We start from the raw sequence: 25,533 nt of genomic DNA, 5'->3' as shown, positions 1-25,533 counted from the left end.
ATTAAAACAGCCCTTCAATAATATTTGCGGCCGATAAACCTTCTGCCTCGGCATGGTAACTACGCACGATGCGGTGTGTTAAAATAGGCTTGGCAACTGCTTGCACATCTTCAATATCGGGCGAATATTTTCCGTTAATAACGGCATGGCATTTGGCACCAAGTATCAAAAATTGTGATGCCCGCGGGCCGGCGCCCCATGTTAATAACCGGTTTATTTGCGGCGCGGCAAATTCGGTATTGGGGCGGGTTTTTGATACCAGTTTTACCGCGTATTCCATCACATTATCGGTAACCGGGATGTTGCGTACCAGTTGCTGAAAATAAATGATCTGTTCGGCATTCAGGATCTTCTTTACATCAACCTTTAAAGTACTGGTGGTGTTTTTAACAACCTGCAATTCCTCTTTAAATGAGGGGTAGTTTAATGCCACGTTGAACATAAACCTATCCAATTGTGCCTCGGGCAGCGGATAGGTACCTTCCTGCTCAATAGGATTTTGCGTGGCCAGCACAAAAAATGGCTGTGCCAGCCTATGGGTTATGCCGGCAGCCGTAACCGCTTTTTCCTGCATGGCCTCTAATAAAGCGGCCTGGGTTTTGGGCGGGGTACGGTTTATTTCATCGGCCAGGATGATGTTACTGAAAACCGGGCCGGGTATAAATTTAAAATTGCGGTCTTCGCCTAATATTTCAGAGCCAATGATATCAGATGGCATCAGGTCGGGCGTAAACTGGATGCGTTTGAAATCAAGGTCTAATACCTGCGATACCGTTTGCACTAATAGCGTTTTGGCCAAACCGGGTACGCCCACCAATAAACAATGTCCGTTGCTGAAAATAGATATCAGCACAAACTTGACAACCTCGTCCTGCCCAATAATAACTTTACCAATTTCGGCACGTATTTGCTGGTAAGCCAGCTTTAAAGCATCTGCAGCTTCAACATCTGAGCGGTGTGGCATAGGATTGTATTATTTAGCTTGTGCTGTAGTAGTTGCTGGTGGGGTTAACCATTTTTTTAATATATCGCAAGCCTGGTATTCAGGGTCAATTTTGATGAAAGTTTGCTTGCGGCGTTTATCAAACCATTGGTTTACTACCCTGGTATTTTTATCCTGGTAGGCAAGGTCCTTTAGTTTAGGAAAATCCTGCGCTAGGTTGGCTTTATGGGCATCGGTGGCCGATTTAAGGTATAGTATTTTATAGCTTTTTTTACCATCGGCACCCGTGAATATATCAGGTTTTGATATGCTGCCCACTTTCATGGTATCAACAACCAGGGCCACTTTTGGGTCAAGCTTATCGGTAGGGATAAACGTTGTACGGGTTTGCACGTTCTCGGCGTTCAGCATCATGCCGCCGTTAAACTTAGTTTCTTTATCATCCGAATAAAAATTCGCGGCAGCAGAAAAATCCAGGTCTTTTTTATGCACCATCATCAGTGTATAAATACTATCGGCTTTGGCTTTGGCCCTATCCAAACTGGCCTGGGTAGTAGCTGGTGATATCAGGATATGCCTTACGTGTACCTGCTCGCCACGGCGCTCAATAACCTGCAAAAAGTGAAAGCCGAAATCGGTTTCAAACACAGGCGAAATTTCGCCGGCTTTAAGTTTAAAGGCGTTGGCTGTAAATTCTTTTACAAATGTTGTACGATCGGCAAAGCCAAGGTCGCCACCCTCAACTGCGGATTGGGGGTCTTGTGAGTACAAGCGCGCTAATGTTCCAAAGTCCTCGCCTTTTTTAACGCGGGCAAGCAATTCTTCTGCTTTTTCTTTATAAAGCTGTTTTTCTTCTTTACTTAGTTTAGGCTGAAAAACGATTTCACCAACTTCAACCTCTTTATTAAAGGAGGGCAGGCTATCTTTAGCCATTTTGTTAAAATAGTCTTTAACATCCTGGGGGGTAACATTAAGCTTTTCGGTTATTTTTTGTTGCATTCTTTGAGCAATCATCTGCTCCTTCATATCCGGGCGAATCTCGTCTTTGTATTGTATTATCGACCGGCCTAAAAATGCTTCCAGTTTATCCTGGCCACCGGCACGCTGCATCATTTCGCGCATGCGGCGATCAACACTGGCATCAATATCATCATCCTTTACATCGATACTATCAATAACGGCCTGCTGTGCCAATAATTTTTGGGTTAATAACGATTGCAGTATCTGGCATTTTACCGCCGGGTTTGGCTGCATACCCTCAACAAGGTAACGGGCGTATGATAGTTCAATATCTGATAATAAAATAGGGCTGTTACCAACAACGGCGGCAATTTTATCCAATGTTTTTCCTGGCGTTCTGGCTGTGCTGGTATCTGGTTTGGCTGCTGTGGCATCTAAAGTAACCTGCGCCCTGGCAACTGATATAATGGAGATAAATCCTAAAACTAATAACCCTAACTTTCTCATGTAATGCTTTATGTACTAAATAAAACGGAAATAACGATTCCGTTAAAACTTCAAATTTCGGTAAAATTTATTAATTATAGCTGTACAATTAATTTCAATAAAAAACAGAGTATTAAGTCGGTAGTCTTTAGTTTAAAGTCAGAGGTCGAAACACATCTTTTTTTGACTTAAAACTTAGTACTTCAGGCTTCAGACTAAGTGTAAGCTATAATTGTGCTAATATGGTTATAATGCTTCAAACGGTTTAACTACTTTTGGTTAAAATTTGTTAAAGTGAAAGTTGAAAACCCGGTTGCCCTGCGCTTTATTTTACAGGATGAGCTTTATTTGCTAAAAGCAGATAAAGCCATATACGAAAACCTTGCAATAGCCGAACCCGAAATTGAAAATATTGTAAACGTAGCCCCTATAGCCAAAGAACCGATACCTGTTATCAAGCAGGCCGAACCGGCTGCACCCGCGCCTGAAATTAAAACGCTACCCATTAGTTTTAATTATCTGGGTAAAAATCAAAAAAGCTTTTTGGTACTGGTACATTACCCCGAAACCGAATTTATTAATGATGCTCATTTAACTGCTTTAACTAATATTATTAAGCGGAAGGATTTAAGTGTAGACGATATAGCTATTGTTAACGTAGCCAAACAAGTAAACACAGCATACAATGAGTTGTTGAGTTTTTTCAAGCCTTCAAAATTATTGGTGTTAGGTAACAAAGCACTACCACCGGGAATTCCGCCCTTGGCGTTAAATACTCCCAAATCATCAGGCGGCTTTACCAGCCTATATAGTTTTAGTTTTGGCGAAATGATGGATAACGTTGAGCATAAGAAAGCTTTTTGGGAACAAATGAAGACACTATAATTTGAAGATTGAAAATGGGATTATTCTCGTAAAAACATCATCTTCAAATTCTCAAATCGATTCAACATGACAGAATTAGTATTCGCCACCAATAATCGTCACAAACTTGAAGAAGTAGAAGCCAAACTTCAGGGTAAAATTAAGCTGCTTACCCTTAATGATATTGGCTGTTTTGACGATATTGAAGAAACGGGTACTACCTTTAAGGCAAATGCCTCCATAAAAAGCCGATACATTTACCAGAAATATGAGCTTAATTGTTTTGGCGACGACAGCGGGTTGGAGATAGATGCACTAAACGGCGAACCAGGGGTTTACTCGGCCCGGTACGCCGGCGAACATGGTAACCATGCAGCCAATATTAATAAGGTACTGGATAATTTAAAGGACAATCCCAACCGTAAAGCGCGGTTTTGTACCGTAATATCATTAATATGGAACGGCGAAGAGCATTTTTTTGATGGAACAGTTGAAGGAACCATTCGCACCGAACCCAGCGGAACAGACGGCTTTGGTTACGACCCAATATTTGAGCCCGATGGCTACAGCATAACCTTTGCAGAAATGAGCATGGACGAGAAAAACCAGATCAGTCACCGGGCAAAAGCTATGGAGAAACTGGTTGATTTTTTAAGTAAAACTTAAAAAAGACAATTTCAGTTAATTTTCGTAACCCTGGATGGCTTATTTGCGTAAAATGGCGTGTAAACTATATTACCGATGAATCTTATTAATAAAATCAGCAGCTCGTTATTTTCAAAAGATACCGACCATCGTTTTGCCAAAAGCCTTAAAAACGTTAAAGAGGCCGACCTGTTAGTTGCATCCATTAACCAGCGTTTATTCGAAATTGATAAGCAACTTAAATCAAACATAGTTAAGTATAGTTAAGCTTTTGGCAGGGTTTATGCTTATATGCATTAAATAACTTCTGTCATGAAAAATTTACTAAAAACACCGATAGCGATCCTATCCCTTATTTTTCTATTCGCGGCCTGTTCAACCCCGCAAAATGCAACTACAACTAATGTATCCCGCGGTAAATTCACCGGCACCTGGACATTGAATAACGTAAGCTACCAGGGCCTTGTACAAGGCGCAGTTCAAAATGTGTTTGACCAGGCTGCCCCCGAAGCGTTTGTTGGCAGCACCTGGAAATTAACCAATAGCGGCAACGGTATTTATACCTTAAGCAACGGCACTGCTCAAACTATTTTCTGGTCGGTTTATAACGGCGGCTCAACAGGGACTCAATTTCAGTTTAAGAAAATTTACCAGGGAGATAAACCTAAAAACGTAGCCGAAGGCTATCGATTAGATATTGCCAGTAACGATGGCAAGGCAATGGTACTTAAATCGGCTGTTGATGTAGGCGGTAGTAACGGGTATATTATTTATTCATTCACTAAAAATTAGGAGAAAGGTAAAAGGCGAAAGGTAAAAGGTTTTCCTTTTATATCAAGAGAAAAAGGGGGTAAGCGCAATTTACAGCAGTGCTTACCCCTTTTTGTTTTTAACTAATAAGCTCCTTTTACCTTTTGCCTTTTACCTTTCCCCTCAAAACTACTCCGCTGTTGTAAATTTCAAACAAACGGGGTTGCCAATTTCTATTTTAATGCCGGTTTGCTGCAACTTGCCTGTGTTTTGGTCTATCTTAAATACAAAGATACTATCGCTGCCCTGGTTGGCTACAACCATATAGCTGCCCGACGGGTCGATAGCAAAATCGCGTGGGTTTTTACCGTAGGTTGATTGGCGTGATACAAAGGTAAGTCCGCCGGTTTCCTGGTTTACAGCGTAACAAATAATTTCGTTGGTTTCTAACCGGTTTGATACGTACAGAAAACGGCCATCTGGTGATAGGTGGATAGCTGCGGCAGCTGTTTTGCCTGTAAATCCATCGGGGAGTAATGTTATTACCTGTTTCTGTTTAAACTTGCCGTTGTCATAATCAAACACAAATACATTCGAACCCATTTCTGTTGCCAGGTAAACATGCTTTTTATCCAAAGAATATTCCAGGTGACGGGGGCCTTCGCCAGGAGAAACGCTAACAAAAGCAGGATCGGTTAATGGCGATGCTTTGCCCGGACGATAACGGTAAATGTTTATCCTGTCGGTACCCAAATCGTTATAAAACAGGTATTTTTCATCGGGCGATAATATACTCATGTGGGCATGCGGGCCTTCCTGGCGTTCTTTGTTGGGGCCTTTACCTTCTTCATTGCGCACAGTTTCAATGCCATTGCCTAATGAGCCGTCCTTATTAACAGGCAGTACAGCAACCTGGCCACTTGAATAGTTGGCTACAAACACATTTTTTTGTGCTTTATCTACAGCAATATAACATGGGTCGGCACCTAAAGATGATTGCTTGTTGATAAAATCTATTTTGCCGGTTTTGGCATCAAATGAAAATGCACTTACTTCGCCCTTGGTAACTTCGTTTACGGCGTAAATAAATTTATTGTTTTTGCTGATGGTGAGGTACGATGGGTTGGTAACGCCATCTATCTGGCTTAAATAAGCCAGTTTACCACTCTGGGTGTAAAAACGATACACCACAATACCCTTACTGGTGCCGGTAGTGTAGGTACCTACAATAAGATCGAACGATTTGGGAATTGGTTTTTTATCCTGGGCGTAATTAAGCAGCGGGCATAGCAATGCTAAGAGCAAAAAAACTTTTTTCATATGGGTGCGAATTGATTATAGAGCGCAAGTTAATAAAATAGACAAAAAAAAGGACCTGATGTTTAGGGAGGGCACTGAAAAAGTAGCTGTTTATCAAAAGAGACTGTTTTGCAAACGCATTGCCCATGGAATATAAATTAGTACTATGTAATCAACCCGCACTTATATCGACCCGCCTTTAAACGAATAATCTTTTCGCTTTAGTAAAACCAAATTATTTTCATTTTTCTCTTGCATTTGCAATATTAATCGTAATATTGCAATATAAATTATGGGCTTAACAAAAACCGAAATATTTACCGACGAGCAAAACAAGCTGGCTATTATGCTAAAAGCAATGGCGCATCCGGCACGTATAGCTATTTTACAACAGATCATCAAAACGAATGCCTGTATTTGTGGCGACCTGGCCGACGAACTGGGCCTGGCCCAGCCCACCATCTCGCAGCATTTAAAGGAATTAAAAACAGCAGGGCTTATACAGGGTACTATTGAAGGTGTAAGTGTTTGCTATTGTATTAATCCGGTAGTGTGGGATATGCTGAGCAAGGAATTAAGCGGCTTTTTTGCAGCTTACGAAGCGCCTAAGTGCTGGTAAAAAAATTTGAACAAATCAATCGTAATATTGCAATAATAAAATTAAAAATCATGAATAAGACACACGCAATCACCTGGAGAACATTTAAAGATACATTGGAACAACACCCCGATTTAACGCTGCAGTTTCAATATGCAGAAAACCAATGGGTAGATGCAGCCTATCATATTACCGAAATAAAACAGGCGCCCATTACATCAGTAGATTGTGGCGGTGTAATGAATGCCTGGACGGAAATTATTGTACAACTATGGGAACCCGAAGGCCAGCAGCAGGACAGGGCCATGAAAGTTGGCAAAGCGCTTTCAATTGTTAACCTGGTAGAGAAAGCGCTACCTTTAAACCCCAACGGAACGGTGAAAATTGAATTTGGCAATTCGGAATTTGATACCCGCCAAATGCTGCCGAAAGAGTTATTGATAGACGGCGATAACCTGGTTGTTGACCTAAGGCCCGATGCCGTGCAATGCAAAGCGATAGAAAGAGGCGGGAGTTGCGGCACCAATGATAAAGGCGAAGAATGCTGTACACCCGCTGTTGCGGTAAAGCCAAAAATTCAATTGAAAAACCTTGCTGCTGATACTGCATGCTGTACACCGGGCTCGGGCTGTTGCTGATTGAGCTAAAAGTCGAAGGCATAAAGCGCAAAGCAAAGCCAGTGTTTAGGATATAATTACGTATTTAATAAGCCATGCAAATAGAAAAAGCAGAAAACTACAGGGCAAAAGTGATTGACCTGCTGGCGACAGAAAAGCTCCCCTCTGATGATTTGCCGCAAACACTTGAAAATTTTGTGGTAGCCAAACAGGATGAAGATATAATAGGTGTAGCAGGCATCGAAATTTATGACAGCTATGGTTTGCTGCGTTCGGTAGCTGTATCGGCGGCTTATCGCGGTAAAGGTATCGCTAACCAGCTACTTGATAATGTAGAAAGGCTCGCCGCCGCGAAACCGCTCCGGGAAATTTATTTACTTACAGAAACAGCGCCGGAATATTTCAGTAAAAAAGGGTATCAAAAAATTACCCGGGCCCAGGTTCCGGCCGAAGTTCAGCAATCAACAGAGTTTAGCCATGTGTGCCCTCAATCGGCCATTGTCATGAAGAAAATATTATAAAAAGCATGAAAAATATTTTAGTACTATGTACCGGCAACAGCTGCCGCAGCCAGCTGGCCGAAGGTTACCTGCGCTTCTTCGCGGGCGATAAAGCCAACGTTTACAGCGCCGGGATAGAAACCCATGGCGTTAACCCCAAAGCCATCCAGGTAATGGCCGAAGATCATATCGACATTTCAAAACACACATCAAACCATGTGGATGAGTACGTCAATATTCCGTTTGATTATGTAATAACCGTTTGCGATAATGCCAATGAGGCCTGTCCGTTTTTCCCGGGTAATGTGCAGCGTTTTCACCACAACTTTCCCGATCCGGCAAAGGCGAAGGGCACACCCGAAGAAGTATTAAATGAGTTTAGAAACGTAAGGGATATTATCAAAGCCTACGCGGCCAATTTTGTAAACACGCTCTTATAAACCATTGAACTTAAACAACGCCTATTGATTGTCTGGTTCATATTGATAAACCACCTGATAGGGCGTGTTTTTTAGTTTGGCCGATACCTGGCCGATTTTAAGGTCATTTGATTGGGGCGTTGGCTCGCATGTTGAGTAGCTTTTCCCTTTATAAATGATGGGGACACCAACAGGCTTGCTAAATTGTACAGCTATATTGATATGGGTAGGATATAGCAACGCGATCATTGGCAGATTGTATACTTCTTTAACCAAATAAAAGAATAAAGCGGCACGGTCGTCACAATCGCTATGTCCCGAAAACAATGTTTCTTCGGGCGACATTCGCTTTTCTTTTCCGAAGTTTTGCTCGTCATCTTCATACAAAAAGGCATAACGTGTAAAACGCATTAAATAATCTACCCCCTTTTTTTGACTCATGCCTTTGACATTTTTTTTAAGAAAGGGGATAAGCGAGCTATAAGTTTCTTTACTGAGTGGTATATTAAAATAAGATTCAAAATCCATCACCGGGTAATTGGCGAATATTTTTTCCACATCGGCATTCAATTTAATTTCAAAATAGTATTCCTTATTGTGATAATTAAAATTCAATTCTTTGGTAAAATAGTTTTCGGGTTTAAAGTCGGGCATCCTTGTCACTTTATATGAAAATGATTTTGACGCCCCGGGAACAAGTATATCAATTGGCACAGGCTGGTTTTGATGCAGATCGAGCTTTACGAAATCATGATAGTTTAAAGTCATATATTTTTTACTATCAATCATAAAAAACGGGATATCCGAAATATCCTCATCGTTTAAAATATAAAATATAATTTTATCACCGGCCAGTGCAAGCCTTGCATCATAACCAGATTTTGCCATCAAAAACCATTTGTAAAGCGTGTACCTGTTGTAATTTTCTGCTTTCGGACTTACCTGTTGGGCAACCTTACGTACAAGCTGGTAATAAAGCCAATCGTTCAGTTGGCGTTTTTCTTTGTAAGCGATGAGGGAATCAACAACGTTCCGGTAGCTCCCGGCATCAATATCTTTATAAAATTGCTTAATGGACGTATCCGACAGCGTTGAGGGCGCATCAATAATTATCGATTGATCAAACTCGACATTAAAAATATTATCATAAAACTCAAAACAAAACCTCTTGCCCATATCCTGGCCATATGAGGGTACACAAACCATCAGCAGCAGTGTTATTCCGAGCGCGAGAAAGGAGCGGATCATAATAATAATTGGTATATTAAATATAAATAATATTTCGCTCCTGCACAAATTTATTTTAGGGTACTTTGATAGCATAAAAAAGGCCGGTTCAAAACTTTGAACCGGCCCTTTTTTCCGTTTATTTACCAGTAGTAACTCTTTATAATTTGCAGGAAAAAGCAGATGCAGGGAAATATCCAGGACGGGTAATAAGCTTTATTTTATCTGCGCCTTCAGTATAAAATATTGGGTAACTTTTAGTGTATCAAAAGCAGCTTTGGTTTGGTCGCGGCCCAACGTTACAACTGCGTTTATAAGCCACTTATTGGCATTAACTTTAGTCCCTTTAATCTTACCTCCAATTGGTTTCAGGCCGATAAAATCACAGCAGGGGCAAGTAACATTATATATTGCCTGGCCCGCCGCAATCTGGCTGCCGGTGATCGTAAAATCATTGCTGTTTACCGGGGTTTTAAAATAAAGCTGCGTATTGGCGCTACACAATTTCGTATTAACACTGCTATAGTAAAACACTCTGTCGTCTCCTGAAACTATTTTGCCCGGCGGATCAATGTCGGCTTTCTCGGTAAAGCTGTATGAGCAATTTGAGTTGTCCGGGCAATTGGTAAGGGGTGTTTCGGGTTCTGCCTTTTTGTCCTTGTTGCAGGACGAAGTGATAGCAGAAAGCAAAATAATAATCAGCAGCTTGCAGGATGTTTTCATAAGTTTAGTTTTATTCATAATTACGTGGCAAAAGCAAACTCCGCTACATAAAAAACAAAAAAACCTGGCCAATCGGCCAGGTTTTTTTGTTAACTTTTGTTGGTAAGTTACTATATTACAGTTATTTACTTAGCGTAAACAACCCATGAAGCCTTTGACCAATCGGTACCAGCCGGATCAATTGCACCTACATAACTAACTTTAGTGAAAAATGCATCAGTTAAAGCGGTAGCAGTAAACGCAGCTGCTGCAGTAGCTGCCGCCGAACCTGATTTAGGAAGCAAGTTAGGCGCGGTATTATTAAAAGGATCTGTTAAACCAACATCTGTTGCAGATGCAAAGGTTTTACTTTTGTCGCGGGTTTCAACAAAAGTTTTTAAACCCGCGGCTGTTAACAAACCTGCCGTAGCCAATTTATCAACTTTATAGTTATCCCCGTATGATTGCAACAGGCTGTTTAAAAAGCCGCTTGTTCCGCTGATATAAAACTGTGCAGTCGGATCGTTGTCAATATCCATTCCGGCTCTCTGACCGCCCATAACAATTGAGTTGGCTAAAATAAATTTAGCTCCCCTTCTCCAACGCATGTTGTAACCGTAATCAGTTGAAGTCCCTGTTGCATTATTAGGGCCAATAGCTGTAAAGTTTGATAAACTAGGGCTTGTTACCGGGGTTAGTAAATAGCCTTTCGCATCTGTAGTGTTGTCTACTTCAAAATTGTTCGAGATATCGCCTCCTGTTCCTTTATTATCAGTGAAAGCAGGGTCTTTGATAGATATTGCAAACTGAATTTTGCCATGATATCCATCGTCTAAATCAAAGTCATCATCGGCGTTATTATACGCAACCAAATATTTAGCGTTGAATGAGCCACCGAAAAATTCAAAGGCATCGTCCAATCCGCGTAATACTTCAATGTGGTCGATAGTTGTACCACTGCCAACAGCATACATACTCATTCCGTTTACTTCATCGCCCGGGTTAACAGCTTTTCCTCCATATTCAATACGCACATATTGTAATACGCCAGAGTTGTCGGCATCATTGGTACCACCAAATGCCTGGTGTGCCACGTCTACGCCACCTTCCAGTACGGCATGGTTGCCGTTTGCAGTAGCGTTACCAACAACAACCAATCCACCAAAATCACCTGGCTTAGGTGTAGCTTCTGCCGATGTGAAAACGATTGGCTTGGCTGCTGTTCCGGCTGCGTTGATTTTGCTGCCTTTGTAAATGATTAAAACCCCGGCCGAATCTTTATTACTTACAATTTTTGTTCCCGCGTCTATGGTTAAGGTGGCATTATTATCCACGTAAACATATCCACGTATCCTGTAAGTTACACCGGCAGTCCAGTGAGTGTCTTTGGTGATCGAACCGCGAACGTCCTGGTTGGTTACTGTAACCGGCGGCGTTGTTCCGGGATCTTTGCTTTTAGAGCATGATGCAAGGGCCAAAACGGCTATTGAACCAAATAAATAAATTGCTTTTTTCATGTTAATTTAAATAGTAATCGTGTTTTGTTTTATTGGGATTGGTTTCGTTTGTTATTTTTTGAAATCAAAATTGTATTTAAAAGAAAGCGTTGTACCAAAACCCGAATAACGGCTTTGTATAACTTTGTCTTCGCCGGCCTTATAAGCGGTACTGCTGGTAGTGCCATAATTATTATAATAAATGAACGGCTGGGCCAACAGATCGGAAACTGTCAGTTTTAATTCTGCATGTTTATTGAAAAGTGATTTGCTCAATTGCAGATCAATAACATCCCGCGGTTTTTCATAAATATCAACACCACCTGTTACTGCGCGGAATTTCAGACGTTCGCCAATACGGTTATAAAGTACGTTAAATGAAAAATCGCCGCTTTCGGGAGTGTAATAAAGTCCCGAATTGATAAGATAAGGCGACTGTCCCTGCAATGGTGTAGAAACGGCGCGGCCATCGGCCAGTTTAACTTTGGCATTGATGTAAGATGCGTTCACATAAAATGTAACATTCTTTAAAAAGCTGCCGTCAGCTATAAAGTTTAACTTTTTACGGAGTTCGGCTTCAATACCGATATCTTTCGCACTTAAAGCATTTTGGTATGTCAGGATGTCGTTACCCTGGTTAATTTGCTCAATTGGATTTTTAAACTTTTTGTAAAATGCCGACACAGAGATGATTTCGCCGCCCGAAGGAAAATATTCATAGCGAATGTCTGCATTATCAACTGTGCTTCGCTGTAAATCCGGATTACCGGTAATGATAAAATTGGTTTGATAATCAAAATAACGAAAGCTGGCCAGTTCCCGAAATTCCGGCCTATTAACTGAACGGAAATAGGAAGCTCTTAAGTTTGTTTTTTCGGTTAAGCTATAGGTTAGGTTTCCTGATGGTAAAACATCGGTGTTTTCATATTCTTGTAACGCTTTGCCGGCAGGTAACAAAGTTTGATTATACCTTTCAACCCTCGCCCCCCATACCAGGCGAAGCTTACTGGTAAACTTATTATCTAACATAGCGTAACCCGCATCCTGATCAGCTTTACCTGTGTAATCGGTAGAACTCTGGTCAAGACGGGAAAGGTCGATACCGTTGGTTGCAATACTCTCAGGGCTGAAAACGTTGGCCGTGGTGTAGCCGTTGGTTAAAGCGATATTCCTGTTTCCAAACCCAACGGCATCGGTGTATCCCAGTGCGTCGATACTGAAATCGCGGCTGCGGTGCGAGATTAAGCCCCCAAATTTTAACCGTTGCGGCAGCTCCATCCATTTAAAAGGAACCGTAAGGTTTAGTTTGCCACCATAAATATCTTCATTTAATTTAGAATATACCCTCCCCAAATCGTTTGGCTTAGGACTATTTTCGCTGGATAAGGAAATATATTCGGGTTGGTTTAGTGGCGTGTAAACAGCAACTATACGCTGGTCGGGCTGGTTCCTGTATGACAAGCCGTAAGAAGCATTCCAATCAACAATTATATTTCTTTTGCCAAGGGTATGTTGCCCTTCTAATACCGATGAATAGATCCCATTCTGGGTCGTCTCTACCGAATAGCCCCTGTACCGTAAAGGATCGTTTTGGCTCGATTCAAAGTTCAAAGCGTTGCTGGTCTGTTCAAAATCTACCGAAAAGTCATTATTATATAGGTTTCTTAAAGCAATTTTACTCCTGCCAAAGGTATAGGCAAAATTCAGCAAGCCCCCAAGGCTTTTATAACTGGTGAATATATTGCGGTCAAAACTGTACAATGGAAGTTCTTTTGCCGCATCATTAAATCCGGTGAAACCAATCCTGTCGCCAAATGAAGCACGGTGACCGTTGCTATAATTTAAGCTGAAACTGTAACCCAACCGGTTTCCGTTTGTTGATGTACGTGAGTTTCCTGTTGAAAGCTGGAAGCTCACATTCGGCAAGCTGCTTTGTCCCTCCTTGTAATAAAATGTATTTGGAAATTGCTGTGCTATGGCTACCTTTTGATCGCTGGTGGTACCAGATGTATAATTGCCTTTAACGCTTGAATAGGCGTCCGGAAGTTTTCTCGAACCGTCATCGAATCCCAGGAAATCATATTTGCCGTTTGGCCTCGCATCTATAAAATTATTTTTAAACGTAGTTTTCGAGTTATAACCGATGCTCAATGCTGCTTCTAAAAACTGTTTATCTGGAATATCCTTAGTGATAGTGTTAATAGTTCCACCCGCAAAATCGCCTGGAAGGTCTGGCGTAGCTGTTTTATAAACTATAATGTTGTCAACCAGGCTTGCAGGAATAATGTCAAATGCAAACGCCTTCTTATCCGGCTCAGAGCTTGGCAAGGTTGAACCATTTAACATATTATTGTTGTAACGCTCGGCTAAACCCCGAATAACTACAAATTTTCCATCCTGAACAGATGTTCCGCTTACCCGTTTTAAAACGTCACCCGTATTCCTGTCTGGTGAGCGTTTGATTACATCTGCTGATATACCATCGGAAACCTGAATGCTGTTTTTTTGCCTTGCATATAATGCATTTACCGACTCCTGCCGGTAAGTAGCTTTAACTACCACTTCTTTCAGGGCCTGCGTATTTGCTTCCTCAAGGTTAGCATCAAGCTGTACCACAGTCCCGCTTTTTACTTCCACATCAGAAATTGATTTACTTTGATACCCGATATAGCGCATAATAATGGTGTATTTACCTGGTTTGAGATTGCCCAATAAATAACGGCCATCAACATTTGTGGAAGTGCCTACGGTGCCGCCTTCTATGCCAACTGAAGCACCGATTAAGGTTTCACCGGTTTTTTTATCGGTGATTTTCCCGGCTATCTTACCAAAAGATTGCGCCGAAACACGAACTACCGTCAGTGAAAGCAGGATAAATAGGGAGAAGTAAAATTTTGCGCTATACATATGATTAAATAAACAGAGCAAAAGTAGCGGCGTTAAATTAAGCCAGTGTTATGACAATATTATCAAATCGAATATTTTGAATATTGAATTTAACGTACAATTAAAGTACATCGTGAAGTTTTGATGAATTAGTTTTCACTTTGGCCCCCCAGCGGCAAATTTTTTTATCACATATAAATTTCAGATATTACCTTTGGAAAGAAAATTAAATGGCTATCCACAAGAAAAACGAGTTTACTTCGACCGACCAACATATTTCTCTCGTTGCAAAAGCCATGTCGCATCCTGCACGAATCGCTATACTCCGGATACTCGCAGAGCATCCAAAGTTTACTTGCGGTGAAATTGTTGAATATCTTCCATTAGCTCAACCTACAGTATCGCATCATTTAAAGGAGTTGGTAGATACAGGGCTCATTATTTTTACCAACGACGGAAAAAAATCTCTATATGAAGTGGATTGGAAAAACTGGGATGAATATACCGGCCAGTTCGGGGGCCTTTTAAATGTAATGCAAAAAAAATAATTTTTTTATCTCAGTTTAATCGTAATATTGCAATATGGGAGTAACAAAGACGGCTAATTTTACCAGCGAACAAAATAAGATGGCATTAATGCTTAAAGCACTGGCCCATCCCGCCCGTATTGCCATTGTTGAGTATTTAATTAAAGCGAATGAATGTATTGGTAATGATCTTGTTGAGGTTTTGGGCCTGGCACAGCCAACGATTTCGCAGCATTTGCGGGAGCTGAAACAGGCCGGAATTATCAAGGGAAAAATTGAAGGAACAAGCATGAACTATTGTATAGATAATGCTACCTGGGCCGCTTACCGGGAAAGATTGGCTGCCTTTTTTAAAGAGGTTAATTGTGAAGATAGTTGCTGTTAACGTTTTTTTTGCTCATTGATCGCAACATTGCTTTAAAGTAATGTTACAATTTAAATTAAAAATGACCTCCTCTACAAAAACCGCTACAAAATTCGATGCTGATGATAACGAATTGTCAAATTTCGCTAAAACATTGGCATTGCCGGTTAGAGTTGCCATTGTCCGCATAATTATAAAACATGGTAATAATACCCCAAAAGAAAAGCTCTTAAACCTTCCGGTTAACCAGGCAACTATTAATAAGCATATTTCAGAATTGCGTACTTTAAAAATAATTAAACAATACGGGTTAAAGGACGCCCTTTTTTATAGCATTGAGCAAGATATTTTTACTAAAATGAATGCCATGTTTTCAATGCTATTTACGAACATCGGCGATATGCGGGCCAAAAAAGAAGGCGAGCCGAAAACGGACACTAAAAATGACGTCAAAAAAGCCTTTCCAAATTTTGGGGCATATATCCAACACCACCGGATGGAGTTAAATATGACCCAGGATGTTTTTTCGAAAAAAACAGGTATTGATCGCGCCGATGTGAGCCGGATTGAACGGGGCAGAAAGTTGTTAGAGGCCAATAAACTTAAACTCTTATCTAAAGTGCTTTACATCGATCTGCCAACTTTAAAACAAGAATATTACAGTTACAAAATTGCTGAATTGGCGGACGAAAGCGGCCTCAGGGACACTATTCTTGACAGTGCTAAAGAAAAGTTCAACCAATTAAAACCTTAATACGAAACGCTTACCTTTTTAATTATTGGCACTATTAACATTCACTTCATATTAAAACACGAATTATACAATAAACCAATATGTCAGCAAACAACTGCGCCCCTGTGGCCGAACGTAAAAAATTAGGGTTCCTTGACCGCTACCTTACACTGTGGATCTTCCTGGCGATGGCCGTTGGAGTTGGGGTAGGTTATTTTATCCCTTCCTCATCTGGTTTTATAAATTCATTTTCCAGCGGAACAACCAATATTCCTTTAGCGATTGGTTTAATTCTGATGATGTACCCGCCCCTTGCCAAAGTAAAGTACGAAAACATGGGCGAAGTATTTAAGGATACCAAAGTATTAAGCGCATCGTTAATTTTAAACTGGATAATTGGGCCCGTGCTGATGTTTGTTTTGGCCATAACCTTATTGCGCGATCATCCTGCTTATATGGTTGGGCTAATCCTGATAGGCCTGGCCCGCTGCATTGCCATGGTAGTAGTTTGGAACGAGCTGGCCGAAGGCAACCGTGAATACGCGGCCGGGCTCATTGCCCTAAACAGTATTTTCCAGGTATTGCTTTACAGTGTTTATGCCTATGTGTTTATTACCGTGTTGCCACCGCTATTCGGTTTAAAGGGCCTGGCGGTAAATATTACCATTGCCGAAATTGCCAAAAGCGTGGGCATTTATTTAGGCATACCCTTCGCCGCCGGTATAATCAGCCGCTACACACTCATCAAAATTAAAGGCGAGGCCTGGTTTCAAACCAAATACGTACCTTTTATATCGCCTATAACACTGGTAGCCCTGCTGTTTACCATCGTAGTGATGTTTAGCCTTAAAGGCAACCTTATTGTACAAATCCCATTTGATGTTATCCGCATTGCCATACCATTGGTTATTTACTTTACCATTATGTTTGTGTTGAGCTTTTTTATCGGCAAATCATTTGGCGCCGATTATTCGCGAAGTACATCTATCGCCTTTACTGCCACCGGCAACAATTTTGAATTAGCCATAGCAGTTGCCATTGGCGTTTTCGGCATTAATTCGGGCGAGGCGTTTGCCGGGGTTATAGGCCCGCTGGTTGAAGTGCCGGCACTTATCGCGCTGGTTAACCTGGCCTTTTATTTCCGCAAAAAGTATTATACCGCAAAAACAATAACGCCCGTACAGTAATGAAGATTGCTCTTTTTTCAGATATACACGCCAACCTGCCGGCATTGGATGCCATGCTGAACGATTTGGACAGCCGGCAGGTTGATGCGGTTTACTGCCTGGGCGATTTGGTTGGCTACAATGTTTGGCCCAACGAGGTAATTGCCCAAATGCGCAAACGCGGCATTGCAACCCTTGCCGGCAATCACGATCTGAAACCGAAAAAAATGGTTACCACATCGCAAAACCTTTCCGAACCAGGGAAAAGCCACGCCTATCATTTGATTGATGGTGAAAACCGCCAATACCTTGCAACGCTGCCTGCACACATCCGCCTCGAGTTTAAGCTGACTGATGAGCCGTTAAATGTTGTGCTGGCCCACGGCAGCACCCGCAGTGTCGACGAATACGTTCTGGAAGATTTGGATGAGGCTTACATGTTAAATATGATGGAAGAAGCCAATGCCGATGTATTGTGTGTTGGTCATTCGCACAAGCCCTACCATCGTGTTATTAAAACCAGCGATCAAAAATTCAAACACGTTGTCAACATTGGTTCGGTAGGCAAACCAAAAGATGGCAACCCCGATGCCTGCTATGTCATATTAAGCCTGAACGAAACAAGCACGGTGATGGATAAAAAGAGCATACAGGCTGCATTTATCCGCGTTCCGTATGATGTTGAAAAGGCGGCTATCGCTATAGAAAAAAGCCCCCTGCCGGATGAATTTGCAGACAGGTTGAGAAAAGCATATTAAAGCTGCCCATCAACGATAAATTGTTTCACTACATTCAGCGGCAATAATTGACTTATTTCCAACTTTAATTTTTGCCATAAAAAAGGCCTTTCCCGACTAATCAGAAAAGGCCTTTTTTGAAAGCTTTTGTGTATGCCTCTTAAAAAAGAGGTAGGGTAATTAAACTCTTTTTGATTTGATACGAGCTGCTTTACCGGTAAGGGCACGCAGATAGTATAATTTAGAGCGACGCACTTTACCAACGCTGTTCACCTCTATTTTATCAATGTTTGGAGAGTTAATAGGGAAGATACGCTCAACACCTATACCGTTAGAAACTTTACGAACAGTGAATGTTTCCGAGTTACCTGCACTGTTACGTTGTATAACAACACCCTGGTAAAGCTGGATACGTTCTTTGTTTCCTTCTCTGATTTTATAATGCACACTTACAGTATCACCGGCCTTGAAGGAAGGAAACTGTCTTTTTTCTATTGATTGCTCTTCAACAAATTTTACTAAATCCATGATTTTTAGCTCTTAAAGCGATTTTTAGCCCGTAAAAATCGGATTGCAATTATAGGGCTTTTTTTTGATAAATAAAAACCTATTTTAAAAATTTCCACAATTTGTAATTTGTTAACAATTGGGGATTGGTTTGTGGTTGATTGGGTTGATTAAGAGAGTGGTTGATTGGCTTTTTCGCAAAACAATAAATCCGTTAAAATTAATCGTCTGTTGCTGCCGGGTTAGGCTTTTTCTCGGTGAAATAAGCTATTACGGTATAAAACAGGCCGATGATGAGCAGGTTAAAAACAAAATTGATGAGCGTATCGCTTACCGAGTGCGAGCGTTTGTCGATATCGATAAATGTGTAAACGGCATAGGCAAATGCCAAACCCAATATAAGCCAGCCGGCAACAGCGGCGGGCAAGTAAAAAATTCCTTTACGGGTAAACCAGTTTAATTTCATGATCTTAACTTTTAATGGAGATACTTTCGGTCATTACATAACTTATAAAAACAAACACAATAGCCAGGCTAACCAGGATGAGCACAATGTTCCATAGTTTTACTTTTATGGTGATGCTGAGTTCTTTTACTTTACGCCTTTCGGGGTCGATGTTTTTAACCTGCACATGTAAAATGGATAATACATTAATAATAATGCATACAATGGGCAGCACAAACAATACTATCGGCCCCAGGAAATCAATAAAAGGAACTTTTGCCAATCCCGACAATAGGCTAAACATGGCCGCGAACCAGCCCATACGGGCATGGAAGAAGTAAAACATAAATACACATAATAAAAAATAGCAGGGTACTGCTATAAGCCACACCCCAAGGGCGGCCGAGCGGCTGGCATTCATGATGGCCATTTTTACCGTATTTTGATGCTGCGAAGGGTTTACATCCGGTACTTTTAAATTTTCCATTTGCTTTAAAAATTCATCGTTATTTTTCATGTTACTTACCCTTATAATGCGTTAACTCATTTTGGTTGCACTGCTACAACATGTTTCTTAATTTCTCTAACCCGCGCGACAATAGCGATTTAATCGTCCCTTCGTTTTTGCCCAATATCTCGCCAATCTCGATATTGGTTTTTTGTTCAAAATACCGCAACGATATTACCTCCTGGTATTTCACATCCAGCTTTAGCAGGTTCTGGCGTATCCGGTTATAATCGTCATAGGCCTTAAGCTCCTGCTCCATCACCTCCCGTTCGTCACCGGCATTTTCATGTAGCAGCTTTTCCATCTGCGGGTTTTCCATCAGTTGCTGTAACGATTGTGGTTTGTACTTACTGCTGCGGTAATACAGGTTAAGCTCGTTGGTAGCTATCCGGTACAGCCATGACGATAGGCGGATACCCCGCCATTGAAAACCGCCGATTTTTAAAAAAGCTTTTAAAAAAGTTTCGGCAGCAATATCTTTCGATAGGTCGTAATCGCCAGTGCGGCGCATAATATAGCCAAACACGGGTTTGTACCACGCGTCAAACACCTGCCCAAAAGCAGCCGCATCTGTTCGGCATTGTTCAATAAGCTGGGCTTCCTGGCTTGGGTTCATGATTACAACATACCTGTAATGCACAAGGTATGGTTTGGTTGCAATCTAATTTAGGGAAAATAGTGGGCGGTTGATTGGGTGAGTGGTTGATTAAGTGAGAGGTTGATTGAGTTGGAGAACAAATAGCCTCGGGAGTAGATAAGTCGATTGATTTTTAATCCAACCATTCTCCTAATCAACCAATCAACTACTCACCACCCCATCACTCCAACAAATCCGGCCTTCGCTGCTTCGTACGTTCAAGCGCTTGCTCAAAGCGCCATTTTTCAATTTCGGGGGTATTGCCGCTTAGCAGGATATCGGGCACCTTGTGGCCATTCCAATCGGCAGGGCGGGTGTATACAGGGGCGTCCAGCATATCGTCCTGGAAGGAGTCGCTGAGGGCCGAGGTTTCGTCGCTGAGCACGCCAGGGATCAGGCGCACTATGGCATCAACCAAAACGGCTGCCGGCAGTTCGCCGCCTGATAGTACATAATCGCCTATACTAATCTCGCGGGTAACATAAATATCGCGGATGCGCTGATCTATCCCTTTGTAATGTCCGCATAAAATAATAATGTTGCCTTTAATAGATAATTGGTTGGCAATAGCCTGGTTGAGTCGTTCCCCATCGGGCGACATAAATATCACTTCATCATAATCTCTTTCGGCTTTCAGCTTTTCGATACAAGCCGCAAACGGGGGGATGGTCATTACCATGCCGCTGCCGCCGCCGTAGGGATAATCGTCTACACTTTTTTGTTTGCTGCTTGAATAATCGCGCAGGTTATGCACATGAATTTCGGCAATGCCCTTTTTTTGGGCACGCTGTAAAATAGAATGTGCAAAAGGGCTTTCCAACAAGCCGGGCAAAACAGAAATGATATCAAAACGCATGTGCAAATATGCGGATTATTGATTTCAGATGTGCAGATTTCAGATTTCAAATGTGCAGATGAAGGTCAGGATATAACCGGGGCAGTGGTCAGTGATTCCTTGTCACCCGATTTGGATGCTTTATATATCAGGGCGTAGAATATGATAACAAACAAAAGTTGGACAGAAATTAACGCTGCGCATTGAACCGTTAAATAGGCAAATCCATAGATGATCCACGTTAGCACAACAAATATAACGCCATTAATAAGAATACTTAACCTCATGGCCTGAAGCCTGATGACCTCAATATTTGCATCTTCGGTTTTTTCTTTTGACCATATCCAAAGTAACATACAGGGCAATATAAAAAAAGGCGAATGCTCCGGGCCAATCTTCAAATCAAACACTATTAATATAAATAATCCAACTATAAAAACAATGGATGTTATTTTGCCAATCAGGCTAAATGCGCGGTATGGCAGGTAAAATAGACCGGTTTTTTCTCTTCTTTTAAACCGTAGATAATACAGACGCCCGATAAATATCAACAAAAGTAAAATCAAATTATTGTCGGTGGCAAAATTGGCACTGCGCGAGAAGCGAATTAAGTTTAACATTAAAACAGCAATTAAACCGGCATTAACCAGTACGGCCCAGTATAGTGCTTTAAGACGAAGGGGCTCGGTTTGCTGGTTTTCTAACTTAAATTTTGAAAATCCGATGAACATCAAACCCAACATTGCCAATGTGGTTGCAACTTCGTCGGTAAAGTTATTGCCGCCGCTTGAGCCGATGAGCGGGTGAGATTGATGCCCCCCATTGTAATCTAAAAATGGCAGATAGCGGTCGTCAAATTCAAACAATGCCCCTATAATAATCCCTGCAGCCGCGGATATGAACCCGATTATTTTAAAATAGTGTGGAAGCAATAAGGTTGGTTTCATGATGATTAGGTTTAATCTATTATCAGAATAACGTCGTAAACTTAAAAATCTTACTAACAACAATTCCTATCTTGATTCCTGACTCTAATCTCTTGATTCTACCCTACCCTCTATGCTGATAAATGCTCCATAAATTACCGGCCGGATCAGTAAATAGTGCCGTTATCTCTGGAAAATCTTTACCTATCGGTTGTATTATATTGCCGCCATTGGCTGCTATAGCTTTCGCCGTAGCTTCGGCATCATCAACCATAATGGATATAATAAGGCCTGATTCTGCCTGGGGCTTGCGACCGGTTACCCACATGCCACTTACCTGGCCCACACCATCATCAAAAGAGGCATTCCCCTGGTTGTCCTGCCGGATATGCCAGCCAAAGGTTTTTTCAAAAAACGCGGCCGATACAGCGATATCATCCGCCGGGATCTCGATATAACAGATCTTCCCGTTACCAAAAGTTGGTTGGTTTGCCATAGCGTTATTTATTTTTAAGGTCGTAGATATGTTCTGTCTTGACTCTTGATTCTAACTTCTTGGCTCTATATCGACTTCTGTACCTGCCACCGGTGCCCAAATGGATCTTCAATACAGCCCTGCCTGTAACCATAATCATAATCCTGCACGGGTGAGGTGATTTTTGCGCCGGCAGCAACAGCCTGCTCAATAACGGCACGCACATCCGCTACAAACAGCCCAATAACGACAGAATGCCTGCCGCCTGTCAGGCTATGTAGGCCCGAGTGTAACGTTTGTTCGTGCAGATGAAAGATGGCTCCGTTGATGGATAATTCGGACACATGTATAGTTCCATCATCGTTGCTGAAACGCCGGAGTTCTTCTGCGCCAAAAGCATCAATATAAAAGCTAATGTCTTTTACGCCATTGGGTATGGCCAGTTCGGGGGCAAAAGTGGGTTTATCTTTCATAATTATGTGATTTAATTAATCTTCTTCGTCCAATGTAAAAATCTCTTCAACTGGTTTACCAAAAACGCGGGCTATTTTCAGAGCCAGTACTGTAGATGGTACGTAACGGTTGCTTTCGATGGTATTAATGGTTTGCCGCGATACCCCTATAGCCCCTGCCAAATCGGCCTGGGTTATGTTTTTTATGGCGCGCTCTACCCTTATATTGTTTTTCATAGCTATTCCTTAATTAAACGATTATTCTGGAAAATCTTCCACCTGAAACGGATAATAAAGAATACAAGGGGCACCAGTAAATTTAAAAATAAAATATGTTCTGTATCAGTAGAAAAAATGAGGCTGACGATCAAAAATAAAAAATTAACATAAACCGACCACTGTAACGAATCGAGCCGGAGTCGTACAATCTGTTCGTCCTCAATTTTTTCTTTTGAGAAAGCCGCGATAAATAAACCAATGGCCATTAACAGAGTTGTCGACATAAAAAACAGGTGGCGTCCGTTAAAAATACCGTCTGTCATATCATCCCCATGCATTCCCATTAATTGTTTTTTATATAACACAATAGGGACATGTACAACCACCAGGAAGTAGCCCAAATAGCGCCCCCAGTAAGGAAATAAGAATAAAGGTTTCATTGCTGTAAAGTTTAATTTACCAAATGTAAAATAAACTTTACAAATGTCAAATAAATTTGACATTTTATTTTAATAAAAAAAGCCCGCTCTTAGCAGGCTTAAATCATGCCATTAGGCCTTATTACTCCGATAAATAAACATCCAGCAACCCCTCGGGCAAATCGATATAAATTTCACTGTTCTCAATGTCGATACCTTTTATGATATCCACATTCAGCGGAAAAAGCACCTCTTTACCTTTAAACATAACAGTGGCTATGAGTTGCTGCGGATATTCCTGCACCTGGGTTATCTCGCCCAGTTCGCCGTGGGTTTCGTCAATGGCCATAAAACCTTCCACATCGTTCAGGGTAAATTCGGCCTTTTTCTTTTTAGGTTTCAGTTTGTTGGGCAGGTACAGGTCGCGCTTTACCAGCAGGCTTGCTTTTTCAATGGTATCCACATCCTCCAAAAACAAGTAGGCATTGCTTTTTTGCAGGTACTTTATAGATTGTACAAAATAAGGGATCATTTTGCCGGCCATATCAATAAAAAGAGCATCAAATTTAATAGCGTCCAGGCCATCAAAATCTACATATATCTGCATTTCACCCTTAAGGCCTTTGGTTTTCAGTATGCTGCCAACCCTAAAACAATCTTCGGTTTTCATAAAAACGGTGTTAAATAACAATGGCGAAGTTTTCGCTTCGCCATTGTTGATCATCGGGTCAAAATCATTATTGAAGCATTGCCGCTGTCTTGATTCCTGACTCTTAATTCTTGATTCTCGCTTAAAAATTATTCTGCGTCTTCAGCCGGAGCTTCTTCAGCAACAACTTCTTCGGCAACAGGAGCATTTTTAGCAGCTATTGCAGCAGCTTTTTCTTCCTTCTTTTTAGCCTCGGCAGCCAAAGCCAATTTACGGGCTTCGTCTTTTGCAGTTACCAGGCTGGTTTTTTTGCCGGTGATTTTGCCTTCTTTAGCATCAGTCCAGGCAGCAAATTTCTCTGCAGCTTGTTCTTCAGTTAAAGCGCCTTTTTTAACACCACCTTCTAAGTGTTTTTTGTATAGCACACCTTTGTATGAAAGGATAGCACGACAAGTATCGGTAGGCTGGGCACCTGTGTTAACCCACTCTAAAGTTTTGTCGAAGTTAATGTCGATAGTTGCAGGGTTGGTGTTTGGGTTGTATGAACCTAAACGCTCAATAAAACGACCGTCGCGTGGTGCGCGGGCATCTGCTACTACGATGTAGTAAAAAGGTTTTCCTTTTTTACCGTGTCTTTGCAGTCTGATTTTAGTTGCCATTTCTTTATTTTATGTATTCAACATGTCCCCGGAGTTCTTTCTGCGGGGATGCAAAGGTATAAATTATTATTAACAATTTAAAAGGGTTGTAATTAATTATTGCTGAGTGGTTAAGTGGTTGATTAGGAGAGTGGTTGGGTTAAAGCCTCGTGGAACGTAGCAAAACAATTTATTGAGCGCGTGCTGAAAATTTGGCGGGTGCGTGTTGCCACTATGTAATTGATAGTCAATATATTCTGAATGGTTATGATATGAGCCTTTTAATTGCACTTTAAATTTTGCAAATTACCGGCATGAGCATCACCCGGAAACCACGCATTGCCATTGATATGGACGAGGTATTGGCAGATACCATTGATAAATTTATTGAATTATATAAAGTACGCCACCAGCATGAGGTAATACTGGCCGACATGCACGGCATGGAAATTGGCCAGGCCCTGCCGTTGCATTTAAGCAGTACGGTAAGGGCTTATGTTAATGAGCGGGGCTTTTTCAGAGATATTAAAGTAATGCCCGGCAGCCAGCAGGTAGTGAAAGCGCTTATGGAACATTACGATGTATATATAGCATCGGCAGCTATGGAGTTTAAATATTCGCTGGAGGATAAGCAGGCCTGGCTCGAGGAACACTTCCCTTTTATATCGTGGACAAACATCATTTTTTGCGGACACAAAATACTGGATGTTGATATTATGATTGACGACCGCATTAAAAACTTTGTTACTTTTAAAGGGCGCAAACTGTTGTATACATCGCCGCATAACGTACTGGTTGATGGTTTTGAAAGGGTAAACAACTGGCAGGATGTTGCCGATAAATTATTAGGGGCTTAGTTAATTACTTTAATATAAATACTTTATATTTATACAATAAGCCGCGA

Annotated in this window: 33 protein-coding genes; 14 read left to right on the top strand and 19 right to left on the bottom strand. The window is 41.4% G+C overall.

The window, feature by feature from the left end; all coding sequences use genetic code 11:
* Position 1 precedes the first annotated feature (1 nt).
* On the bottom strand, positions 2-964 hold the full coding sequence (locus tag AC1DXF_RS16375; protein ID WP_477449798.1) for an AAA family ATPase: 963 nt from the start codon (positions 962-964) through the stop codon (positions 2-4).
* A gap of 9 nt (positions 965-973) precedes the next feature.
* Positions 974-2,410, bottom strand: a complete 1,437-nt coding sequence (locus AC1DXF_RS16370; protein WP_477449797.1) for a peptidylprolyl isomerase — start codon at positions 2,408-2,410, stop codon at positions 974-976.
* Between the two features lie 273 nt (positions 2,411-2,683).
* Between AC1DXF_RS16370 and AC1DXF_RS16365 the strand changes: the two genes are divergently transcribed.
* The 4 genes from AC1DXF_RS16365 (at position 2,684) to AC1DXF_RS16350 (ending at position 4,690) form a co-directional block, all read left to right on the top strand.
* Entirely contained in the window at positions 2,684-3,274 is a 591-nt protein-coding gene (locus tag AC1DXF_RS16365) for a hypothetical protein (protein ID WP_477449796.1), read from the top strand.
* Between the two features lie 66 nt (positions 3,275-3,340).
* Positions 3,341-3,919 carry a non-canonical purine NTP diphosphatase gene (locus AC1DXF_RS16360; protein WP_477449795.1) on the top strand — a complete coding sequence of 193 codons (579 nt, stop codon included), beginning with the start codon at positions 3,341-3,343 and terminating at the stop codon, positions 3,917-3,919.
* Between the two features lie 75 nt (positions 3,920-3,994).
* Positions 3,995-4,165 carry a hypothetical protein gene (locus AC1DXF_RS16355; RefSeq protein ID WP_477449794.1) on the top strand — a complete coding sequence of 57 codons (171 nt, stop codon included), beginning with the start codon at positions 3,995-3,997 and terminating at the stop codon, positions 4,163-4,165.
* Positions 4,166-4,210: 45 nt separating this feature from the next.
* Positions 4,211-4,690, top strand: a complete 480-nt coding sequence (locus AC1DXF_RS16350; RefSeq protein WP_477449793.1) for a hypothetical protein — start codon at positions 4,211-4,213, stop codon at positions 4,688-4,690.
* Between the two features lie 147 nt (positions 4,691-4,837).
* On the opposite strand, the gene AC1DXF_RS16345 is transcribed toward AC1DXF_RS16350, so the two are convergent.
* Complete coding sequence (locus AC1DXF_RS16345; protein WP_477449792.1) at positions 4,838-5,968, bottom strand: lactonase family protein; 1,131 nt, start codon at positions 5,966-5,968, stop codon at positions 4,838-4,840.
* 271 nt (positions 5,969-6,239) lie between these two features.
* On the opposite strand from AC1DXF_RS16345, the gene AC1DXF_RS16340 reads away from it, so the two are divergent.
* From AC1DXF_RS16340 to AC1DXF_RS16325, 4 genes are all read left to right on the top strand, one after another.
* Complete coding sequence (locus tag AC1DXF_RS16340; protein ID WP_477449791.1) at positions 6,240-6,566, top strand: ArsR/SmtB family transcription factor; 327 nt, start codon at positions 6,240-6,242, stop codon at positions 6,564-6,566.
* Positions 6,567-6,616: 50 nt separating this feature from the next.
* The gene (locus tag AC1DXF_RS16335; RefSeq protein ID WP_477449790.1) at positions 6,617-7,183 is read left to right on the top strand and encodes a DUF6428 family protein; all 567 of its coding nucleotides are present in this window, start codon (positions 6,617-6,619) and stop codon (positions 7,181-7,183) included.
* A gap of 74 nt (positions 7,184-7,257) precedes the next feature.
* Entirely contained in the window at positions 7,258-7,683 is a 426-nt protein-coding gene (arsN2, locus tag AC1DXF_RS16330) for an arsenic resistance N-acetyltransferase ArsN2 (RefSeq protein ID WP_477449789.1), read from the top strand.
* 5 nt (positions 7,684-7,688) lie between these two features.
* Positions 7,689-8,102 carry an arsenate reductase ArsC gene (locus AC1DXF_RS16325; RefSeq protein ID WP_477449788.1) on the top strand — a complete coding sequence of 138 codons (414 nt, stop codon included), beginning with the start codon at positions 7,689-7,691 and terminating at the stop codon, positions 8,100-8,102.
* Between the two features lie 21 nt (positions 8,103-8,123).
* Here the strand turns inward: AC1DXF_RS16325 and AC1DXF_RS16320 are convergent, their stop codons facing one another.
* From AC1DXF_RS16320 to AC1DXF_RS16305, 4 genes are all read right to left on the bottom strand, one after another.
* Entirely contained in the window at positions 8,124-9,329 is a 1,206-nt protein-coding gene (locus AC1DXF_RS16320; protein WP_477449787.1) for a hypothetical protein, read from the bottom strand.
* 195 nt (positions 9,330-9,524) lie between these two features.
* On the bottom strand, positions 9,525-10,031 hold the full coding sequence (locus tag AC1DXF_RS16315; protein WP_477449786.1) for a hypothetical protein: 507 nt from the start codon (positions 10,029-10,031) through the stop codon (positions 9,525-9,527).
* Between the two features lie 125 nt (positions 10,032-10,156).
* Positions 10,157-11,527: a hypothetical protein gene (locus AC1DXF_RS16310; protein WP_477449785.1), complete on the bottom strand. Its 1,371-nt coding sequence runs from the start codon at positions 11,525-11,527 to the stop codon at positions 10,157-10,159.
* 51 nt (positions 11,528-11,578) lie between these two features.
* On the bottom strand, positions 11,579-14,413 hold the full coding sequence (locus AC1DXF_RS16305) for a TonB-dependent receptor (RefSeq protein ID WP_477449784.1): 2,835 nt from the start codon (positions 14,411-14,413) through the stop codon (positions 11,579-11,581).
* A 209-nt stretch (positions 14,414-14,622) separates the two neighbouring features.
* On the opposite strand from AC1DXF_RS16305, the gene AC1DXF_RS16300 reads away from it, so the two are divergent.
* From AC1DXF_RS16300 to AC1DXF_RS16280, 5 genes are all read left to right on the top strand, one after another.
* A complete protein-coding gene (locus AC1DXF_RS16300; protein ID WP_477449783.1) occupies positions 14,623-14,940 on the top strand; it encodes an ArsR/SmtB family transcription factor in 318 nt (105 codons plus the stop codon).
* A gap of 34 nt (positions 14,941-14,974) precedes the next feature.
* The gene (locus AC1DXF_RS16295; RefSeq protein WP_477449782.1) at positions 14,975-15,304 is read left to right on the top strand and encodes an ArsR/SmtB family transcription factor; all 330 of its coding nucleotides are present in this window, start codon (positions 14,975-14,977) and stop codon (positions 15,302-15,304) included.
* A 61-nt stretch (positions 15,305-15,365) separates the two neighbouring features.
* Entirely contained in the window at positions 15,366-16,037 is a 672-nt protein-coding gene (locus AC1DXF_RS16290; protein ID WP_477449781.1) for a helix-turn-helix domain-containing protein, read from the top strand.
* Positions 16,038-16,117: 80 nt separating this feature from the next.
* Positions 16,118-17,203: an ACR3 family arsenite efflux transporter gene (gene arsB / locus AC1DXF_RS16285; RefSeq protein WP_477449780.1), complete on the top strand. Its 1,086-nt coding sequence runs from the start codon at positions 16,118-16,120 to the stop codon at positions 17,201-17,203.
* On the top strand, positions 17,203-17,940 hold the full coding sequence (locus AC1DXF_RS16280) for a metallophosphoesterase family protein (protein WP_477449779.1): 738 nt from the start codon (positions 17,203-17,205) through the stop codon (positions 17,938-17,940). Before arsB ends, AC1DXF_RS16280 begins: the two co-directional genes overlap by 1 nt.
* A gap of 159 nt (positions 17,941-18,099) precedes the next feature.
* Here AC1DXF_RS16280 and rplS read toward each other — a convergent pair whose 3' ends face one another.
* The 12 genes from rplS to AC1DXF_RS16220 all read right to left on the bottom strand — a co-directional run bounded on the left by rplS (position 18,100) and on the right by AC1DXF_RS16220 (position 24,650).
* Positions 18,100-18,447: a 50S ribosomal protein L19 gene (gene rplS, locus AC1DXF_RS16275; RefSeq protein ID WP_090651474.1), complete on the bottom strand. Its 348-nt coding sequence runs from the start codon at positions 18,445-18,447 to the stop codon at positions 18,100-18,102.
* A 199-nt stretch (positions 18,448-18,646) separates the two neighbouring features.
* Complete coding sequence (locus tag AC1DXF_RS16270; protein ID WP_477449778.1) at positions 18,647-18,892, bottom strand: hypothetical protein; 246 nt, start codon at positions 18,890-18,892, stop codon at positions 18,647-18,649.
* Between the two features lie 4 nt (positions 18,893-18,896).
* Positions 18,897-19,388, bottom strand: a complete 492-nt coding sequence (locus AC1DXF_RS16265) for a hypothetical protein (protein ID WP_477449777.1) — start codon at positions 19,386-19,388, stop codon at positions 18,897-18,899.
* Between the two features lie 43 nt (positions 19,389-19,431).
* On the bottom strand, positions 19,432-20,019 hold the full coding sequence (locus AC1DXF_RS16260; RefSeq protein WP_477449776.1) for an RNA polymerase sigma factor: 588 nt from the start codon (positions 20,017-20,019) through the stop codon (positions 19,432-19,434).
* A gap of 178 nt (positions 20,020-20,197) precedes the next feature.
* On the bottom strand, positions 20,198-20,872 hold the full coding sequence (trmD, locus tag AC1DXF_RS16255) for a tRNA (guanosine(37)-N1)-methyltransferase TrmD (RefSeq protein ID WP_477449775.1): 675 nt from the start codon (positions 20,870-20,872) through the stop codon (positions 20,198-20,200).
* Between the two features lie 65 nt (positions 20,873-20,937).
* Positions 20,938-21,798: a hypothetical protein gene (locus AC1DXF_RS16250; RefSeq protein ID WP_477449774.1), complete on the bottom strand. Its 861-nt coding sequence runs from the start codon at positions 21,796-21,798 to the stop codon at positions 20,938-20,940.
* A 103-nt stretch (positions 21,799-21,901) separates the two neighbouring features.
* Positions 21,902-22,273, bottom strand: coding sequence for a VOC family protein (locus AC1DXF_RS16245; protein WP_477449773.1), 372 nt, complete (start codon positions 22,271-22,273; stop codon positions 21,902-21,904).
* A 65-nt stretch (positions 22,274-22,338) separates the two neighbouring features.
* Positions 22,339-22,725 carry a VOC family protein gene (locus AC1DXF_RS16240; protein ID WP_477449772.1) on the bottom strand — a complete coding sequence of 129 codons (387 nt, stop codon included), beginning with the start codon at positions 22,723-22,725 and terminating at the stop codon, positions 22,339-22,341.
* Between the two features lie 15 nt (positions 22,726-22,740).
* Positions 22,741-22,941: a helix-turn-helix transcriptional regulator gene (locus AC1DXF_RS16235; protein WP_477449771.1), complete on the bottom strand. Its 201-nt coding sequence runs from the start codon at positions 22,939-22,941 to the stop codon at positions 22,741-22,743.
* Between the two features lie 2 nt (positions 22,942-22,943).
* Positions 22,944-23,363 carry a hypothetical protein gene (locus AC1DXF_RS16230; protein WP_477449770.1) on the bottom strand — a complete coding sequence of 140 codons (420 nt, stop codon included), beginning with the start codon at positions 23,361-23,363 and terminating at the stop codon, positions 22,944-22,946.
* A 121-nt stretch (positions 23,364-23,484) separates the two neighbouring features.
* Positions 23,485-24,012, bottom strand: coding sequence for a ribosome maturation factor RimM (gene rimM / locus AC1DXF_RS16225; protein WP_477449769.1), 528 nt, complete (start codon positions 24,010-24,012; stop codon positions 23,485-23,487).
* Positions 24,013-24,140: 128 nt separating this feature from the next.
* Complete coding sequence (locus AC1DXF_RS16220) at positions 24,141-24,650, bottom strand: 30S ribosomal protein S16 (RefSeq protein ID WP_477449768.1); 510 nt, start codon at positions 24,648-24,650, stop codon at positions 24,141-24,143.
* A gap of 293 nt (positions 24,651-24,943) precedes the next feature.
* Here AC1DXF_RS16220 and AC1DXF_RS16215 point away from each other — a divergent pair, with 293 nt between their 5' ends.
* Positions 24,944-25,486 carry a 5' nucleotidase, NT5C type gene (locus AC1DXF_RS16215; RefSeq protein WP_477449767.1) on the top strand — a complete coding sequence of 181 codons (543 nt, stop codon included), beginning with the start codon at positions 24,944-24,946 and terminating at the stop codon, positions 25,484-25,486.
* The last annotated feature ends 47 nt before the right edge of the window (positions 25,487-25,533 follow it).

Source organism: Mucilaginibacter sp. P2_A5 (genome assembly GCF_056404995.1).
The sequence above is the reverse complement of the archived record's forward strand: the minus strand, read 5'-3'. Positions and strand labels throughout refer to the sequence as shown.

Excerpts from the sequence above, each read along its gene's own strand:
- AC1DXF_RS16335 (WP_477449790.1), top strand. The coding sequence starts at position 6,617 with ATGAATAAGACACACGCAATCACCTGGAGAACATTTAAAGATACATTG.
- arsB (WP_477449780.1), top strand. The coding sequence starts at position 16,118 with ATGTCAGCAAACAACTGCGCCCCTGTGGCCGAACGTAAAAAATTAGGG.
- AC1DXF_RS16245 (WP_477449773.1), bottom strand. The coding sequence starts at position 22,273 with ATGGCAAACCAACCAACTTTTGGTAACGGGAAGATCTGTTATATCGAG.
- AC1DXF_RS16360 (WP_477449795.1), top strand. The coding sequence starts at position 3,341 with ATGACAGAATTAGTATTCGCCACCAATAATCGTCACAAACTTGAAGAA.
- AC1DXF_RS16290 (WP_477449781.1), top strand. The coding sequence starts at position 15,366 with ATGACCTCCTCTACAAAAACCGCTACAAAATTCGATGCTGATGATAAC.
- AC1DXF_RS16280 (WP_477449779.1), top strand. The coding sequence starts at position 17,203 with ATGAAGATTGCTCTTTTTTCAGATATACACGCCAACCTGCCGGCATTG.
- AC1DXF_RS16215 (WP_477449767.1), top strand. The coding sequence starts at position 24,944 with ATGAGCATCACCCGGAAACCACGCATTGCCATTGATATGGACGAGGTA.
- trmD (WP_477449775.1), bottom strand. The coding sequence starts at position 20,872 with ATGCGTTTTGATATCATTTCTGTTTTGCCCGGCTTGTTGGAAAGCCCT.
- AC1DXF_RS16370 (WP_477449797.1), bottom strand. The coding sequence starts at position 2,410 with ATGAGAAAGTTAGGGTTATTAGTTTTAGGATTTATCTCCATTATATCA.
- AC1DXF_RS16345 (WP_477449792.1), bottom strand. The coding sequence starts at position 5,968 with ATGAAAAAAGTTTTTTTGCTCTTAGCATTGCTATGCCCGCTGCTTAAT.
- AC1DXF_RS16350 (WP_477449793.1), top strand. The coding sequence starts at position 4,211 with ATGAAAAATTTACTAAAAACACCGATAGCGATCCTATCCCTTATTTTT.
- rplS (WP_090651474.1), bottom strand. The coding sequence starts at position 18,447 with ATGGATTTAGTAAAATTTGTTGAAGAGCAATCAATAGAAAAAAGACAG.
- rimM (WP_477449769.1), bottom strand. The coding sequence starts at position 24,012 with ATGAAAACCGAAGATTGTTTTAGGGTTGGCAGCATACTGAAAACCAAA.
- AC1DXF_RS16340 (WP_477449791.1), top strand. The coding sequence starts at position 6,240 with ATGGGCTTAACAAAAACCGAAATATTTACCGACGAGCAAAACAAGCTG.
- AC1DXF_RS16220 (WP_477449768.1), bottom strand. The coding sequence starts at position 24,650 with ATGGCAACTAAAATCAGACTGCAAAGACACGGTAAAAAAGGAAAACCT.
- AC1DXF_RS16320 (WP_477449787.1), bottom strand. The coding sequence starts at position 9,329 with ATGATCCGCTCCTTTCTCGCGCTCGGAATAACACTGCTGCTGATGGTT.
- AC1DXF_RS16300 (WP_477449783.1), top strand. The coding sequence starts at position 14,623 with ATGGCTATCCACAAGAAAAACGAGTTTACTTCGACCGACCAACATATT.
- AC1DXF_RS16295 (WP_477449782.1), top strand. The coding sequence starts at position 14,975 with ATGGGAGTAACAAAGACGGCTAATTTTACCAGCGAACAAAATAAGATG.
- AC1DXF_RS16305 (WP_477449784.1), bottom strand. The coding sequence starts at position 14,413 with ATGTATAGCGCAAAATTTTACTTCTCCCTATTTATCCTGCTTTCACTG.
- arsN2 (WP_477449789.1), top strand. The coding sequence starts at position 7,258 with ATGCAAATAGAAAAAGCAGAAAACTACAGGGCAAAAGTGATTGACCTG.
- AC1DXF_RS16230 (WP_477449770.1), bottom strand. The coding sequence starts at position 23,363 with ATGAAACCTTTATTCTTATTTCCTTACTGGGGGCGCTATTTGGGCTAC.
- AC1DXF_RS16235 (WP_477449771.1), bottom strand. The coding sequence starts at position 22,941 with ATGAAAAACAATATAAGGGTAGAGCGCGCCATAAAAAACATAACCCAG.
- AC1DXF_RS16315 (WP_477449786.1), bottom strand. The coding sequence starts at position 10,031 with ATGAAAACATCCTGCAAGCTGCTGATTATTATTTTGCTTTCTGCTATC.
- AC1DXF_RS16310 (WP_477449785.1), bottom strand. The coding sequence starts at position 11,527 with ATGAAAAAAGCAATTTATTTATTTGGTTCAATAGCCGTTTTGGCCCTT.
- AC1DXF_RS16240 (WP_477449772.1), bottom strand. The coding sequence starts at position 22,725 with ATGAAAGATAAACCCACTTTTGCCCCCGAACTGGCCATACCCAATGGC.
- AC1DXF_RS16375 (WP_477449798.1), bottom strand. The coding sequence starts at position 964 with ATGCCACACCGCTCAGATGTTGAAGCTGCAGATGCTTTAAAGCTGGCT.
- AC1DXF_RS16265 (WP_477449777.1), bottom strand. The coding sequence starts at position 19,388 with ATGAAAAATAACGATGAATTTTTAAAGCAAATGGAAAATTTAAAAGTA.
- AC1DXF_RS16270 (WP_477449778.1), bottom strand. The coding sequence starts at position 18,892 with ATGAAATTAAACTGGTTTACCCGTAAAGGAATTTTTTACTTGCCCGCC.
- AC1DXF_RS16325 (WP_477449788.1), top strand. The coding sequence starts at position 7,689 with ATGAAAAATATTTTAGTACTATGTACCGGCAACAGCTGCCGCAGCCAG.
- AC1DXF_RS16355 (WP_477449794.1), top strand. The coding sequence starts at position 3,995 with ATGAATCTTATTAATAAAATCAGCAGCTCGTTATTTTCAAAAGATACC.
- AC1DXF_RS16250 (WP_477449774.1), bottom strand. The coding sequence starts at position 21,798 with ATGAAACCAACCTTATTGCTTCCACACTATTTTAAAATAATCGGGTTC.